This window comes from Thiomicrospira microaerophila, assembly GCF_000934765.1.
In the GTDB taxonomy this organism is placed as follows: Bacteria; Pseudomonadota; Gammaproteobacteria; order Thiomicrospirales; family Thiomicrospiraceae; genus Thiomicrospira; species Thiomicrospira microaerophila.
The window spans coordinates 1-15434 of record NZ_JYNN01000048.1 but is presented as its reverse complement, the minus strand read 5'-3'; the positions used below and the strand labels follow the sequence as shown (position 1 = coordinate 15434).

General features: G+C 47.0%; 12 protein-coding genes, 1 other RNA gene and 1 pseudogene. 8 read left to right on the top strand and 6 right to left on the bottom strand.

Annotated features, from left to right (window positions below):
• The 4 genes from NA59_RS11075 to NA59_RS11060 all read left to right on the top strand — a co-directional run.
• On the top strand, positions 1–423 hold a 423-nt coding region (locus NA59_RS11075; protein WP_044412489.1), incomplete at its 5' end, for a PD-(D/E)XK nuclease domain-containing protein.
• A gap of 298 nt (positions 424–721) precedes the next feature.
• The gene (gene purE, locus NA59_RS11070; RefSeq protein ID WP_044412486.1) at positions 722–1237 is read left to right on the top strand and encodes a 5-(carboxyamino)imidazole ribonucleotide mutase; all 516 of its coding nucleotides are present in this window, start codon (positions 722–724) and stop codon (positions 1235–1237) included.
• Between the two features lie 86 nt (positions 1238–1323).
• Positions 1324–2433: a 5-(carboxyamino)imidazole ribonucleotide synthase gene (locus tag NA59_RS11065; protein WP_044412483.1), complete on the top strand. Its 1110-nt coding sequence runs from the start codon at positions 1324–1326 to the stop codon at positions 2431–2433.
• 198 nt (positions 2434–2631) lie between these two features.
• Positions 2632–3279, top strand: a complete 648-nt coding sequence (locus NA59_RS11060; protein WP_044412480.1) for a prepilin-type N-terminal cleavage/methylation domain-containing protein — start codon at positions 2632–2634, stop codon at positions 3277–3279.
• A gap of 105 nt (positions 3280–3384) precedes the next feature.
• Here NA59_RS11060 and NA59_RS11055 read toward each other — a convergent pair whose 3' ends face one another.
• The 4 genes from NA59_RS11055 to NA59_RS11040 form a co-directional block, all read right to left on the bottom strand.
• Positions 3385–5703, bottom strand: a complete 2319-nt coding sequence (locus NA59_RS11055; RefSeq protein WP_044412477.1) for a Tex family protein — start codon at positions 5701–5703, stop codon at positions 3385–3387.
• A 92-nt stretch (positions 5704–5795) separates the two neighbouring features.
• Entirely contained in the window at positions 5796–6380 is a 585-nt protein-coding gene (locus NA59_RS11050) for an LPP20 family lipoprotein (RefSeq protein ID WP_044412474.1), read from the bottom strand.
• A gap of 35 nt (positions 6381–6415) precedes the next feature.
• The gene (locus NA59_RS11045; protein WP_044412471.1) at positions 6416–8467 is read right to left on the bottom strand and encodes a TIGR03545 family protein; all 2052 of its coding nucleotides are present in this window, start codon (positions 8465–8467) and stop codon (positions 6416–6418) included.
• Positions 8464–8967, bottom strand: coding sequence for a TIGR03546 family protein (locus NA59_RS11040; protein ID WP_044412468.1), 504 nt, complete (start codon positions 8965–8967; stop codon positions 8464–8466). Before NA59_RS11040 ends, NA59_RS11045 begins: the two co-directional genes overlap by 4 nt.
• 230 nt (positions 8968–9197) lie before the next feature.
• On the opposite strand from NA59_RS11040, the gene NA59_RS11035 reads away from it, so the two are divergent.
• The 3 genes from NA59_RS11035 (at position 9198) to NA59_RS11025 (ending at position 13443) form a co-directional block, all read left to right on the top strand.
• Entirely contained in the window at positions 9198–10967 is a 1770-nt protein-coding gene (locus NA59_RS11035; protein ID WP_157792603.1) for a hypothetical protein, read from the top strand.
• A 74-nt stretch (positions 10968–11041) separates the two neighbouring features.
• On the top strand, positions 11042–12265 hold the full coding sequence (locus NA59_RS11030) for a DUF6175 family protein (RefSeq protein ID WP_044412462.1): 1224 nt from the start codon (positions 11042–11044) through the stop codon (positions 12263–12265).
• A 95-nt stretch (positions 12266–12360) separates the two neighbouring features.
• Complete coding sequence (locus tag NA59_RS11025; RefSeq protein WP_044412458.1) at positions 12361–13443, top strand: PEGA domain-containing protein; 1083 nt, start codon at positions 12361–12363, stop codon at positions 13441–13443.
• Positions 13444–13509: 66 nt separating this feature from the next.
• On the opposite strand, the gene ssrS is transcribed toward NA59_RS11025, so the two are convergent.
• Both ssrS and NA59_RS11020 read right to left on the bottom strand, forming a co-directional pair.
• Positions 13510–13628: non-coding RNA, 6S RNA (gene ssrS, locus NA59_RS14825), on the bottom strand.
• Positions 13629–13723: 95 nt separating this feature from the next.
• A complete protein-coding gene (locus tag NA59_RS11020; protein WP_044412455.1) occupies positions 13724–14977 on the bottom strand; it encodes a glutamate-5-semialdehyde dehydrogenase in 1254 nt (417 codons plus the stop codon).
• Between the two features lie 105 nt (positions 14978–15082).
• On the opposite strand from NA59_RS11020, the pseudogene NA59_RS11015 reads away from it, so the two are divergent.
• Positions 15083–15434 (top strand): annotated as a pseudogene (locus NA59_RS11015) (hypothetical protein); the annotation flags it as partial.

Sequence of the window (15434 nt, the reverse complement as noted above, 5' to 3'; positions counted from 1 at the left end):
GCGTTTGAGTCGGCTGACTTCCCCACCATCCAACAACAAATCGAATCACTGTTCGCGGCGATTCCTTGGCGCAACTTCACCCAAAATGATTTACCCGATGCAGAAGGCTATTATGCCTCGGTGCTGTTTGCTTGGCTCTCCAGTATTAATGCCGTTATCACGCCTGAAGATATCAACAACCACGGACAGGCGGATATGACCATTATGCTCGGCGATCACATTTATGTCACCGAATTCAAACTCGACAAGTCTGAAAACTATCAACCCCAAAGCCCCAATCCGGCGTTGCAGCAAATCCAAACCAAAAACTACACGCAAAAATACCTCGCCCAACAACAAGCCGGTAAACAGATACATCAACTGGGATTAATCTTTAACACACACGCCCGCAACCTGGTGCAAATCGACTGGCAAACCCTATAATCCATTCAACCAGGCCTGGTTAACAACCTCGTTCCCACGCTGTGCGTCACGGCCATTAAGTTAAGAAACCTTTCATTACGAGGCACTGCAGCGACGCGGCAATCTCTCAAGATCGCGCACAGCCTGCCAGAGATTGCCACGGCCTTCGGCCTCGCAATGACGTGTGTTTTTTTGGCCTCGCAGCGCGCGTTTTCTCATATTATTTAGATACGCTTACCCTGAAAAAGCGACTAATATTTGACACTGACAGCCAGCGCGGTATAATTCACGGTTTTTTTGAATCTGTGAGGGCAATACCATGGCGAATCAACAACAAGCCTCTGAACCTCTAGTAGGCGTGATTATGGGCTCCAAAAGTGACTGGCCAACGATGCAGTTGGCTGTAGAAATGCTAGACCAATTTAATGTACCCTATGAAGTCAAGGTGGTATCAGCACATCGTACTCCAGATTTAATGTTCGACTATGCCCAAACGGCAGAAAAACGTGGTTTACACGTGATTATCGCCGGTGCGGGTGGTGCTGCACACCTACCGGGCATGGTAGCGGCAAAAACACTGATACCCGTATTAGGTGTACCTGTTAAATCGCGTGCGCTAAATGGTCAAGACTCTTTACTATCGATTGTGCAAATGCCGGGTGGCATTCCGGTTGGTACGCTGGCGATTGGTGATGCAGGCGCTAAAAATGCGGGCATTCTCGCCGCACAGATTGTGGGCAACCAATACCCCCTGATTCGGGATGCCGTGCGTGCTTGGCGCAAAGCCCAAACCGATGACGTGCTCGCCCACCCTGATCCACGTCAAGCGGATTAAATATACACACCCAAATGCGCACCACACATAAAATCAGCTAAAATGCGCTTTGAAATACAAGCATTTAATTAAAAAGGGTTTGTCAAATGCCAATAGCCAAAGGTTGTCGAGTAGGCGTTTTAGGCGCAGGTCAGCTTGGGCGCATGCTCGCGCTCGCCGGGTATCCACTCGGTCATCAATTTGCTTTTAGTAGCGCCACCCCCGACGAACCGGCTTGCTTGCTAGGCCAGGTGTATGACAACACACCTGAAAGCCTGCAAGCGATGGCACAGCAGTGCGATGTAATGACCTATGAAAGCGAAAACACACCTGTTGAACTCGTTGACCAACTCAATACAATCACTCCCGTTTACCCCAGTGCGCCATCACTCTATTACGCCCAAAACCGAGGGCGCGAAAAAGCCCTGTTTACCGAACTAGCCATTCCTTGCGCGCCCTACCAATGCGTGAATAACCTCGATGACCTTAAAAAAGCGATCGAGGCGATTGGTTTACCGGCTGTACTCAAAACCACCACCGAAGGCTATGATGGCAAAGGCCAATTTGTCATTCAAACCCCTGCGCAAAGCGACCAGGCCTGGTTGGCGATTGGTGAAAAGCCCGCTATCCTAGAAGGGTTTATTTCGTTTAAACGTGAACTATCAATGATTGCCGTGCGCAATGCCGACAACCAACAAGTCTATTATCCACTGGTTGAAAACCAACACCATGACGGTATTTTACGCCTCACCCTTGCACCTGCAAGCCAGATTGATCCGCACATCCAACAGCAAGCACAAGACTACATGCAAGCCCTGCTTAACAAGATGAACCATGTCGGCGTACTGACACTGGAATTGTTTGAAACCGAAAATGGGCTGATCGCCAATGAAATGGCACCAAGGGTACATAACTCAGGGCATTGGACAATTGAAGGCGCGCGCACCTCCCAATTTGAAAACCATATTCGTGCGATAACAGGCTTGCCGTTGGGTGCTACCACACCGCGCCAACCCTACGCCGCCATGATCAATATTATTGGTGAATACGGCGACTTAACCCCGGCTTTTTCAATGCCGAATGTCCATGTTCACCTCTACGACAAAACCGAGCGCCCCGCTCGTAAAATCGGCCACATCACCGTCTTGGCACAAAGCCAAGCAGAACTTGACAACACCCTGCAATCCTTAAGCCAAACACTTCATTTAAACAAATAAAAACCCTATCACCACAACCAGAACCAGGCCTGGTTGCGGGATTACGGTCTTTGCACTATCAATTATTCGCTCAAAAAATAAGATTTAAGACTTAAATAAAATAACAGAGTAAAGAATTTTTACTCTATACAAGCGAAAAAAAGCCTTTTATACTCCAATTGTATTTTTTATAACACGTCATAACAAAGGAGAAACGCTATGACAACAGAAAAGAAAACCAAAAATCAAAAGGGTTTTACACTGGTTGAAATCGCCATCGTACTGGTGATTATTGGGCTACTATTAGGTGGGGTTTTGAAAGGGCAGGAGTTGATTCAAAGTTCTAAAATTAAAGCCATGGCATCAGATGTAAACTCTTATCGTGTTGCTCTACTTGCTTACGAGGACCGTTTCGGTCGCGATATTTTTAGAAACGGGTCTGGATATCTTACAGCACCAAGCCAAGCACAAACGCCAACTAGCGCTGAAATGATTAATGAACTGGTGGCACGTGGTTTTATTGCAAATAAAGAGTCACATGCATTAGGCGGTGAAATTTTCTTGGCCAAAGCTGGCGGCCTTGGTTATGATAATAGTACCACGAGAGCTACAATAGCAAACAACGCAAGTGCTGCTCCAGCAAACTTTAATTGGGCAATTTGTTATCGTGAAATTGGTACTGCAGATTTAGCTCAAAGGCTAATTAGTGCTATTGATGGGACAACATTAAATGGTACTAATGTTACTTGGGATGGAAACAATACAACCAGTGGCTATAGAACTGGACGCGCACGTATAACAACCCCAGCACATGCTATTGGTACTTACAGTGCAACAAACAACAATATTTGCATCGAACTGCTGTAATTAATATTAACGGTTAAAGTTTAGCATCATCCCCTGTTCCTACAGACTTCATGTAGGAACACTTTAAGATAGAATTTCAATTCCACCCACTGAAAAGCCCCCCCCCTACGAGTTATTCTTCAGCGCCGCGAACTTATCAGCGAGGGTTCCAAATGGGGCTTGTGGGGCGGGTGTGTTTGAATGACGGTTGTTTTTGTGTGATTGAGGGCGTGCCATCTTGATCGTTTTGCGATCAGCGATATCTGTCGCACTCACGGCCTGCGTCATGGCGTCTGCTTTCATCGACAGGCTGATGCGTTTTCGTACGGCATCGACCTCCATCACAGTCACCTGGACAATCTGCCCTGCTTTCACCACTTCTCGCGGATCACTCACAAAACGATCGGATAAATGCGAGATATGCACCAAACCGTCTTGGTGCACCCCTATATCGACAAATGCGCCAAAATGCGTCACATTCGTGACCACACCTTCAAGCTTCAGGCCCGGGGCCAAATCGTTTATTTCAGTAATGGCGGCGTTAAAGCTAGCGGTTTGAAAGCTCGGACGTGGGTCTCGACCGGGTTTTTCAAGCTCACTCATAATATCGCGTAACGTCGGCAAGCCAACCTGATCCGTCATAAATTCATTTAACTGAATTTTCTGTAAAGTTTCGCGCTGCCCGATAAGTTGATTGAGTGGCACGCCCAACTTTTTCGCCATCTGTTCGACAAGTCCATAGGACTCCGGATGAACCGCTGACTGATCGAGCGGATGATCGCCTTCACGAATACGCAAAAACCCAGCACATTGCTCAAACGCTTTAGGCCCCAAACGCGCAATCTGCTTGAGCTGTTTACGATCGCTAAACGCACCCTTTTGATCACGCCAATCCACAATCGACTGCGCCAAACGCATGGATAAACCGGATACGTAACTTAATAAAGCCACTGACGCGGTATTTAAGTCAACACCCACCGAGTTTACACAATCCTCAACCGTCGCTTGCAAAGCTTGCGCCAAGGCCGCTTGGTTAACATCATGTTGATATTGCCCCACGCCGATGGCCTTGGGGTCAATTTTCACTAGTTCGGCCAAAGGGTCTTGCAAACGGCGGCCGATCGACACGGCGCCGCGAATCGACACATCAAGATCAGGAAACTCTTTTTGCGCCAGCTCGGATGCCGAATAGACGGAGGCTCCCGCTTCAGACACCATCACTTTTTGCGTGTGCGTCAGTTTAAAGTCTTTTAAGGTTTCAACCACGAGCTGTTCAGTTTCACGCGAAGCCGTGCCATTGCCAATACTGACCAATTCAACTTGGTAATGGGCGATGAGTTTTGCAAGCTTTTGTTTACTCGCCTGCCATTGATTTTGCGGTTGATGAGGATAGAGAACATCGGTCACTTGCAGTTTACCGGTTTGATCAACGACCGCTAATTTGACCCCACTGCGGTAGCCTGGGTCGAGTGCCAGCGTAACTTTTGCGCCCGCTGGGGCCGCGAGCAACAGATCTTTAAGATTTTGCGAAAACACCTCAATCGCCACTTTTTCAGCCTGCTCCCGTAAACGGCTAAACAACTCATTCTCTAGTGATTTAGCAAGCTTTAACCGCCAGGCCTGGTTGATAACCTGGGTAAAAAACAATTCGGTTGGCTTGCCTTTAAACGTAAGTTGATGATGCAGGCGAATAGTGTCTAAAAATGGATGCGTAGCCGGCTGCGCATCGGGCAAATCCAGTTTGAGCTTTAATACCCCTGCTTGCTCACCCCGAAACAGCGCCAGAGCACGATGCGACGGAATTTTCGCAATCAATTCGACATAGTCATAATAATCTTTAAACTTTTCACCTTCATCTTGTGCGTCTTTAACCTTTAAACTGGTCACCACTCCTTGCTTCCAAAGGTCATCACGTAATTTGGCGACTAGCGCAGGTTGTTGCGCAAGCTGTTCGACCAGGATATCTTGCGCGCCCGAAAGCGCTTGCGCCAAGGTATCGATGCCTTTTTCTGGATTTAGATAGCCTTGGGCCTCAAGCTGAGGATCCAGCGCTGGATTCAGCAACAAGGCTTGCGCTAAAGGGTCTAACCCGGCTTCGCGTGCTTTAGTGGCCTTAGCGTTGCGTACCGGCTTGTAAGGACGATAGAGATCTTCAAGCTCGGTTTTATTTTGGCAGCTTTCAATCTGTAACTGTAAATCAGGCGTGAGTTTTTGCTGAGCATCAATACTGGCTAGAATCGTTTTTTTGCGTTCTTGCAGACCGCTCAAATAGGTTAAGCGCGTTTCAAGCTGACGCAGCTGTATATCATCTAACCCCTGCGTCAGTTCTTTACGATAACGTGCTATAAACGGCACCGTTGCGCCTTCTGATAACAAGGCGATCGCGGCCGCCACTTGATGGGTATTTACATTTAACTCTTGTGCAATCACCGCTGCAAAATTCATCTTAACCTTCTAACCTTTAAATTATAGTGTTCGATTGAGAGCACCGATCCCAATCATAAACTGAGGCCAATTTGCTCAGCCTGGATATGTGTTTACCTAGCAAATTGCCTAGCGATTTCTGCGTCGAGTGCATCTTGGGCTTGCTTGCTCTGGAATTGCTGCCATAGTGCATCTTCATTTCTCAAACTGGTTTTGATGTTTGATTTAATTTGAGCCTGATCAAACATACCCACTAAAACCACAAGCGTACCATCAGGTGCTACCCAGCGGTTAAGCTGCCTCGATCCTAACAATGTGGTATTCGCGACCTGACGAGATACGTTGGCGATATTGGCTTCATAGGTTTGTGCATCACCGGCGCCCGTGGTGCGTGTCCAACTTTCTAACATGTTTTTGACTTTGACTTCCATTTGACGGGCTAATTCATCCCGCGCCGCGCCCATCGCGATGGTGCGTTGCATATTGTTATCAGCCGCTGGATTTATTTTGGCTTCGCCAACAGCCGCAATCCCACCTTCCATTTCAGGGTTACAATACCATGCCGGTGCCCTCACACCTGGGGTGTACTCACACTGCTGTGCAAACGCCGCTTCCCCCTTGGTAGACTTATTACTGCAACCGCCAAGCATTAACAATGAAGACGACAAAGCGAGGATTAAAGGTAACTGTTTTTTCATTCTGCTTTCCTTATAAATTTTAATTTATCTCTAGGTTAAAAACGCAGGCGCTGCCTTAACTCTTGCTCTAAGCTTTTTTTAGCCTCCTCTTCCGCTTTTTTCTTTTCCGCTTCAAGCTTAGCACGTGCCTTTTCTTCTTCAGCCTCTAGTTTTTGACGCTCTTCCTCAAGCCTGGCACGGGCTTGAGCCTCAAGCGCTTCCAGCCTTTGACGTTCTTCCTCAATCTTCGCACGCGCTTGCGCTTCAGCGGCGTCTAACTTTTCTCTTGCTTCACGCTCAATTTTTTCTAGCTCCTCTCTAGCGCGCTGTCGCAAAGCTTGCTCTGCGTCTTTCGCCTGGGCTAATGCATAGGCCTCAATATTATTAATATTCGCTTCGACTTCTCTAATCTTGTCAATATCAACACCATAATCGACTAGCCGTTGTTCAAACTGTGTTTGATAGACACGCAATTCAGCACGCAGTCTTTGCTCCAGATCTTGCTTTAGCTGCGCCAGCTCTTGTTGAAAAACGTGCTTAAATCCTGCCGTCAACCTACGATCTAAATCCGATGAGGCTGAAAACCGAGGTGCATAAATACGCCCTTTTAAACCGGCCTCCACTTTAAAGGCCTGAATCGTTTCAAAGGCCGGTGCAATATAGCGCTGGACATCTTTTGAGGAGGCATCCGACAAGTTAAACTGGGTATTTTGGTAGTCAAAAATCATCGACAAATCTATACGGCGAATACCTTCAATATTCGCGAGGGCACTAAAATCCGTTTGCGCTTCTGTTATCTTAACAGGGAGTCGACTGGCGCCACTCAGCGACCAGTTCTGCACCTGATACGCAGGCCAGTTTGCCTTGAGCTGGGTTATTACACGCGCGGAGCCTAAGTGGGTTGACTGCCCTTCGATCGTAAGCGGTTTAAGCTGAGAGGCTGGACGTGCGCTAATCATAAAACTAACAGGCTTTTGACTGAATGCATGATCAAAATTAACATCACGCGCTTGCGCCACCAGTTCACCCCAGTTCAATTTACCATCAAATTCAACCCGTTTAATCATAAACCGAGGCTGCGGGTCAAACTCGACAAAAGCGATGTTCTCACCTTGTAAACGTGGCGGTTTAGGTGAATCGGCTTGCGCTTGCTCGGCACGATATTGCTCAACCCAGGCAATCAAGGGCTGGGCTTTTCGGTACCAATCCAACGCGATATCCAATTTTTCTTGAACAGGTTCACCAAATAATAAATAGGTGATATTTGACAGGCCTTCTTCATCAAAAGAATAGGTTTCTGTAATCCGATTCACATCTTGTTTAGGCATGTCTACCAGTTCATCAACACCTTGACGTAAATCGCGTGACTGATTGCGCACAAAATGTCGTGCCTCACGAATAGCCAATTTATCTTGAACCCAACGATGCTGAAGTGCTTTCAGTGCGTCTTGGCGTTGTTTTAAATCATTTAAGTCACGAATAGACCCATCGAAAATACGGTCAATGTCATCTTTATATTGCTTTAGCTGTTCTTCACGCGGTAAACGCGATTCAATATCCTGCCAATCCGTACGGGCTTGTTCAGTTTGCTGCTTTAAGGCCCGCGCCAGCTCGAGTGTTTCAATGCGTTCGCGCGCCAGGATTTCATTCGTATCAGGCAGGTTCACATTAGGAAGCTCAAACCCCTTCGCATCTTGCGTATCCTCCAGTAGCGGCAACGTGGGTTTTACAGGTAACGCGCCGCTGGTTTTTCGTGGCACATTCAAGGCTAAACCTTGCAATCGCAAGTCCTCAACAACAAACCGCTTGAGGATTAAATGATACAAATTGATTGTCAGTGTGATATCGTCAATAACAAATAAGTTTTGCATCGGCTGCTCGGGGTCGGTAACCGCGAGTTTTTCCACCCTAACACCTAACGGGTCAAAGCTAAAACCCAGTTGCTGTATCTCAACTTTTGCCCCCCAGGCTTCTGAGGCAAGCGTTTCAAGTTTATTTTTCAGCATCAAGCTAGAAAAAAAATAACCCAATCCTAACAAGCCGGCGATGACAACAATCAGTAGCAAACTACCGGACCAACGAATCCATCCTTTTGGTGCTTTCTTCATTTCATAAACCTCGATGCCAGTTCAATCTTATCAGACGCCTTGAGCATTTGAATAATTTTAAACTTATTCACCCAAACTAAAAAACGCTTACGATAAAGTCGAATCATTACCCAACTAAACAAGAAGAACAGCGGCGCAAAACAATAGGCGAGCAACACGCTCCCGATCACCAACGTGTTGTTAAAGTTAAAAAAACGCCAAAATGCATCGTTATACCATTGCGTCCATAATTCTAATAAACTCGGATGAGATAATATCCAAAGCCCAAATTGATGGAAGAGCGGATCAAACGCATAGGCAAAACCGGTAAAAAGGGTCCAAGCAACCAACAAGGCCGCAAAATTAACCCGCAATATAAAGATAAGCAGGATGGTTAGCAGCGTGTGCGGTGAAAAAAAGGGGGTTAAGCCTAAAAGCATTCCCAAGGTGAGTGATAACGCAATTTGTCCCGGATACTGGTTAGCATTTAAGGCTTTAAAAAGCTTTATTAAGGTGCCCATTCTTTCATCCTATTTAAATGAGAAGGTGTTTTTTTCATCATTCTAAGACAGATTGACACTAAATCAAAGCACTCAGCGCAATATTTCACTAAGCGTCCTGTGTTTTTGCGTACAATATTTGAACAGATCGCAAGAAAACTAGGTAAAAAATGAAATCAATAAATAGATTTGTATTGGCGAGTCTTGTTTTACTGACAAGCCCTTATTCACTGGCTTTAAGCACTGACAACGTGCAAACAACATTACCAGACCAAACACTTCAAGCGAGTGAGCGTCAGGTTGTGATGGCTTTAACTCATTTGGGTTTAGAAAAAGAAAAGGCAAGATTACCTATCACCTATTGCAGTTATGGCGGCACATGCATTCCATTAGGTAGCTGGTCTGTCAGAATAGAGCAAAGCTTCGCCAATCAAGTGTTAGCTAGCGAAATACCCAGACTGGTTTCTTCACGCTTTGACCAGCTCGTTACGTCAAGCAATAAAATATCGGTATTAACCGCCTCCAGCCAAATTGACGACCTAGAAACACCGATCAGTGAGTTTAACGCATCCACCTCTTCTTACACTGACTATAAAGCCCAACTGACAAACTATCTAAACACAGAAATTGCGCCTAGCTTATATGACCTGCTTGGCGATGCCGCTGAGGCACGTTATCTTGAGATGAATGCACAAGAAAAAGACACCTTTATCCGTGTCAAAGCCCAGGCTACCGGGATGCCTGTCGCGGTATTAGAAAACCTGATATCGACAGGCTATGCGTTCGGACTTTATCTTCCTGAAATACAAGGCACACTGCATATTCAGCAAACAAAAAGAAAGCTATTTGATGGCCGCGAAATCTATGTTTTTCACAACACACTGAGCGCTCCCCTGCAGACACGGCTTATCGTTTTTAAATTTGATGGCAAGCAATTTAGTGTTGCGCACGAAATTTCAGCCACTGCAGACGGCAACCTATTCAATGCCGCCGCGCAACACATCTCTGGCTCAGGCAGTGTTGAAACACTTTTCCTACCTAGTAGATCGAATATTCAAAGCGTATTCAACGATCTCTTCAAGCTATCGTTTAAAGACTCAACGATTGCGTTAAGCACCAAACTAAAAGAAATACGGGAATTTGCCATAGCTTCACCCGTATTAGCCAGCGATAAAAAAGACGTTTACGCACTAGGTGTTGGTGTGCAAGAGAACATTCGGGTTGATCATCCCTTTAGTTTTTATCGCACCATTGACAACAAAGAAACCCGCATGGGTTGGGGTCAGGTTCGGGAGGTAGGCGATAACTGTCTAGCTCTACCCGCTGGACAACGCACACCGAGTCAAGCGCATTTAGTGCAAGGCCAGGTTAATGAATTAGACCTAGCGGTTGAACATCCTTGGACAGGGGTGTATGGTCGTGTTGGGTTAAGTGTAAGTGACACAAGTTTAGAAATAAATGGCCAGGATACCGGCGCCGGTGCTGCCAATTTTCTAGAGTTTGGTTTTATAGGCAATCTCGGCTATTTGCTTAATAACCCAAGTTACTCTGAAGTCTGGGCAAATATGGATATAGGCCTAGGCATGACCTCCGCTGGGCAGTATAACAATACAAAAATGGCGGCTGATAGCGCGGCCCGCTTTCGTTTTGGCGCTGAAAAACGCTACCCTATGGGTCAGGGGTTCTATTCAGCACTGGGCGCTGATTTTGCAATTGAAGCGCATAACTACAGAATCGCCAATCACTCTGATCCTTTAAAAGTCACTAGTTATAACCTAATACCGCGAGCTGAGCTGGGCTATTTTGCCAACCCAAACTTAAAACTATATGGTGGTGTGGCTTATAATCTTCCACTTTCCAGCTCGGTTGAGAATTTTAACGAAAAGGTGAATATGGCAGCAGGCGTCAGCTTTAATCTTGGCTTGGCGATGCATGTTAACTTTGCAGGTCCTTTCGCCATCATTAAAGCACCGCCTTCTAATCGATGCGATAACTTAAGAAACACTAACAATCAAAACTAAGATTTTGTACAACCAGGCCTGGTTGTACAAACACAACATAAATTGATCTTATTAATACCCACTAGGATAGCATGATGAAAAAAACATTTAATCGATCAACTTTTGCTGTATTGGCCTTATCCTTAGTCCTAACGGCTTGCTCAAACCAGCCCAAGCACACGCCGGCAAAACCCTCTGACCCACCCACTTCGCGCCAAGCTACGACGGTGGAATCTTATTCGGCTAATGAAACGCTGATTCGTGCAATAGGTTTGGGGCATGACACCACGGAGGCACGTTTAGATGCGCGTAAAGCGGCTATTTGGCATAGCTTGTTTGGCGGCACGAACGCCCTGCTTTCTACAGCCGATCAGCGTCAAGCATTTGCGGCTGTTGAAGCGGAGTTTTATGCCAATGCAATGAATTATATTGCGCTTGAAGGCGAGATTGTCTCTAGTCAGGTGGAAGCGGGTCAACAGCGGATTGAACGTATTTTTCGTGTTAATGTGGCGCGCCTAAAAGACGATTTGGTAGCGAAAAACATTCTACAAGACACCCGTGACTTAGCGGCCAACCTGGCCAACCCAACGATTGCGGTGATTGCTAAAAACCCAGCGGGCAATGATCGTCATGCCGCCGGGGTATTTTCTGAGTACCTTCAGGATCGTGGTTTTGAAGTGACTGTGCTCGCCGCAAACGAGCGTATTAACGACATCGTTCTAAAAGCGGCGGCACTGAGCGGAAATATCGACCCAAGCTTCCTTTTAGCACTGCAAACAGGAAGTGATATTTACATCACCCTCGATGCAGAAGTGGCAGAACGCACGGTAGCACGTAATCGAGTGGCACAAGCGACGGTGAATGCCACGGCTTACTATACCGCTACTGGGACACAACTGGGTGCTTCCACAGGTTATTCACCTGAACGAGCCATTTCGGGCTCAGGCGCCTTAACCGCTGAAGCGGCGAACGATACCGCTGATAAAGTGCTAGGCCAAATCCAGCGTTCATGGCAACGTGAAGCCCAGCAAGGCCGCAGTTTTAAGGTTGTATTTAGTGCCGCGCCTGAACTGGGTGACATCAGCCGTGAAATTCATCAGCTTAGCAATCAGGTGTGTGAAGGCGCGCGCCGTAATGCCGCCGGTTCAAACAGCTTTGACTACACCCTCACCTGCCAAGGCAAAGATACCATGCAACTCTTAATCGCGCTGCAGGATAACTATAGCGGTCCTGGCCAGATTTTCCGTGTGATGGATGCAGGTGCGTTTTTAGTGGTTAAAGTCGGCCATTCACAACTGGACGAGATTCTTATCCAATAATCACTTAACCCGTATGTTTGATCTAGATGTATGATCTATACGCGCTAGACTTCTGCGCTGTGCATCGGGGTTAACTTAAACTAAAAGGCAAAATCATGTTTACGATTAAACAAATCGGCTGGCTTGTTCTAGCTAGCTTTTGGCTCATTTTAATACCGCTGAAAGCGCAGGCGGTATTAAGTGCCGAGGGCTGGGGAACCACCCCGAATGCGGCGCGTGAAAACGCGTTGCAAGAGCTCTCGCAACTAGTATCCGCCGCAGTTAACTCAGATGTGACGATTCGCAATGAATTGCGAGACAATCAGGTGACTACCGATGTTGCTTCCTCGCTGAATGTAAAATCTGCCAGCTATTTTCAGGGTGTTGAGTATGGAATGGCCATGCCTGAAGCGCAAGGCTATCGCATTGAAGCCATGCTCAGCCGACAAGCCGCCCAGCAGACGGTTAACCACTTAAGCCAAGCCATCAGTTTGGATTTAATGACGCTCAACCGCACACAAATTCAAGATGTGATTGATCGTGCGGTATTTTTATCCGCCCTGCTCAACCTCATGCCGAATGACTTTGCGAATAAAGCACAATCAGCGCAACAGGCTAACGACATACGCGCCCTCGCCTTTAAGCATTTAAACTTTGCTCGACTAACGATTCATGTCAAACCCGAGCAGGCAAGTATTAACCTGGGACAGTTTAAGCTTGCGTCTGGACAAACCGATTTAATTGCGCCGGGCAACTACCGTCTTGTTGTAAACGCGCAAGGCTATCAGTCAATTAACCAGCCGCTTTCCCTGTCGGCAGGCGAAAACCGCCAGCTAAATTTAGCACTAGTACCGCGCACAGGTGGACAGCTTCAGCTAGATGTACAAGGTGAGCATGCGAATACGATTCGCGCGCAGTCGCGCCAAACCTTGGCAGGCCTGGGGATTGCAGTTCAAGCCAATGTTAACAATCAAATCAGCCTCAAGCTCGACAAACAGCGTGTCACTGAAATCTCAGGCATCACTTTTTACAACTTACGCTTATCCGCTGAAGTCACTCAGGGCACTCAGCCGATTTTAGTGCGCACAGCCAGCTTGAACAATATTGCAGAAAGCCAAGTTGATGCGCGTGTTAAAGCCATGAGCCATGCATTAATCAATGCAGTATTAAGTAGCGATGAAATCAAAGTGATTTGGTAAGATGATGATAATTAAGGCAATCGAAAAGACAAAAAAGCGAGAAAAGGTGTAAGACGGAGCAATGGTCCCTTGAACCCTTGGGTTCAAGGTGGCAACCTTCCTTAAAAATTTAGGCTTCTCGGACATAAGCGAGATGCACACCATTTAAATATCCAGTCCCAAAATTTTACTTATCGGCTCAGGGGTCGCATCACCCCGCCTTACGATTGCTATTATATCAAAGCCCGCTCTCTATAAAAGCATTATAGTTCACCAAGAGTTGATGTAATTGGCTTGACTATTACTGGCGGATATGACCATCGCCCAATACAATGTACTTTTGCGATGTTAAACCCTCTAACCCTACCGGACCGCGTGCATGAAACTTATCAGTACTAATACCAATTTCTGCACCCAAGCCATATTCAAAACCATCCGCAAAACGTGTTGAGGCATTCACCATCACCGAACTCGAATCCACCCGCGCCAAAAACTCACGCGCCTTAGTGATATTTTCAGTAATAATCGACTCTGTGTGTCCTGAACTATAGGCCGCAATATGCTCAATCGCCGCCGTCATATCCACCACCACTCGAATCGATAAAATCGGCGCCAAATACTCTGTCTGCCAATCCTGCTCCGAAGCTGGCTTGGCCTCAATCAAAGAACAGGTCTGCTCACAACCTCGCAGCTCGACCCCTTTTTGCAGATAAAGCGCCGCCAACTCCGGCAAAATTTCCGCCGCACGCGATTGCGCAATTAATAGCGTTTCCATCGCATTACAAACGCCATAGCGATGGGTTTTCGCATTCAGCGCCACCCGCACCGCTTTTTCCTTGTCCGCTTGGTCATCAATATACACATGACAAATCCCATCCAAATGCTTAATCACCGGCACGCGTGCGCCTTCGCTAATCCGCTCGATCAAGCTTTTGCCACCGCGCGGAATAATCACATCCACAAACTTAGGCATAGCGATTAATTCACCCACCGCTTCGCGATCCGTGGTTTCAACCACCTGCACGGCCGTTTCTGGCAAGCCAGCTTGCGCCAGACCGCTCTGGATACACGCCGCCAAAGCCCGGTTAGAATAAGCCGCTTCAGAGCCACCGCGCAAAATAGCCGCATTGCCTGATTTTAAACACAAGGCCGCCGCATCAATCGTCACATTCGGGCGTGATTCATAAATAATACCCACCACCCCTAGCGGCACGCGCATTTTGCCCACTTGAATCCCAGAAGGACGATAGCGTAAATCGGTGATTTCACCAATCGGGTCAACCAGGCCTGCTATTTGACGCAAGCCTTCAGCCATCTGCGCAATGGTTTTATCCGTCATCGCCAAACGCTCTAACATCGCCGCATCCAAACCTTTCGCGCGCCCAGCCGCCAAATCCTTAGCGTTCTCTGCTTTCAAAAACGCAGATTGATCTTCAAGCTCAGCCGCCATCGCCAATAACGCCGCATTTTTTTGCTCACTAGTCGCCACAACCAACACCCGCGCCGCCAACCGCGCCGCCTGCCCCAATGCCTGCATATACTGCTTCACATCCATTCGCCAACCCCCTAAAATGCTATAAAATATGCTATAAAATCAATTAACATCGTATTTTACCATAGCCCACCAAACCCCAATTTCTTTTGTGCTATCATAACCCCTATGAAAAAAGACATCATCAGCAAAGACATTATTGAGGCCATCGCCCAAGATATTGCGACCTACCTACTTCACCTTGACATTAGTGAGATAGAGTTTGTCCAACAGGAGCTGTTGCGCGTTGAAAAACGCGAAGCCGATACCGTTTTGCTCTGCAAAATAAACGGCGAACAGGCTATTTTGCATTTAGAAATCCAAAACAACAATGATCCCACTATGCCTCACCGCATGCTGCGTTACTACAACGATATTCGCCTAAAGTATCGCACACGCCCTATTCACCAATATGTGATTTATATTGGTAAGGATGCGATCAGCATGGCCCACAAACTCGATGAACCCCATTTGCAGTTTG

Coding starts and splice junctions, on each gene's coding strand:
- purE (WP_044412486.1), top strand. CDS start 722: ATGGCGAATCAACAACAAGCCTCTGAACCTCTAGTAGGCGTGATTATG.
- NA59_RS11065 (WP_044412483.1), top strand. CDS start 1,324: ATGCCAATAGCCAAAGGTTGTCGAGTAGGCGTTTTAGGCGCAGGTCAG.
- NA59_RS11060 (WP_044412480.1), top strand. CDS start 2,632: ATGACAACAGAAAAGAAAACCAAAAATCAAAAGGGTTTTACACTGGTT.
- NA59_RS11055 (WP_044412477.1), bottom strand. CDS start 5,703: ATGAATTTTGCAGCGGTGATTGCACAAGAGTTAAATGTAAATACCCAT.
- NA59_RS11050 (WP_044412474.1), bottom strand. CDS start 6,380: ATGAAAAAACAGTTACCTTTAATCCTCGCTTTGTCGTCTTCATTGTTA.
- NA59_RS11045 (WP_044412471.1), bottom strand. CDS start 8,467: ATGAAGAAAGCACCAAAAGGATGGATTCGTTGGTCCGGTAGTTTGCTA.
- NA59_RS11040 (WP_044412468.1), bottom strand. CDS start 8,967: ATGGGCACCTTAATAAAGCTTTTTAAAGCCTTAAATGCTAACCAGTAT.
- NA59_RS11030 (WP_044412462.1), top strand. CDS start 11,042: ATGAAAAAAACATTTAATCGATCAACTTTTGCTGTATTGGCCTTATCC.
- NA59_RS11025 (WP_044412458.1), top strand. CDS start 12,361: ATGTTTACGATTAAACAAATCGGCTGGCTTGTTCTAGCTAGCTTTTGG.
- NA59_RS11020 (WP_044412455.1), bottom strand. CDS start 14,977: ATGGATGTGAAGCAGTATATGCAGGCATTGGGGCAGGCGGCGCGGTTG.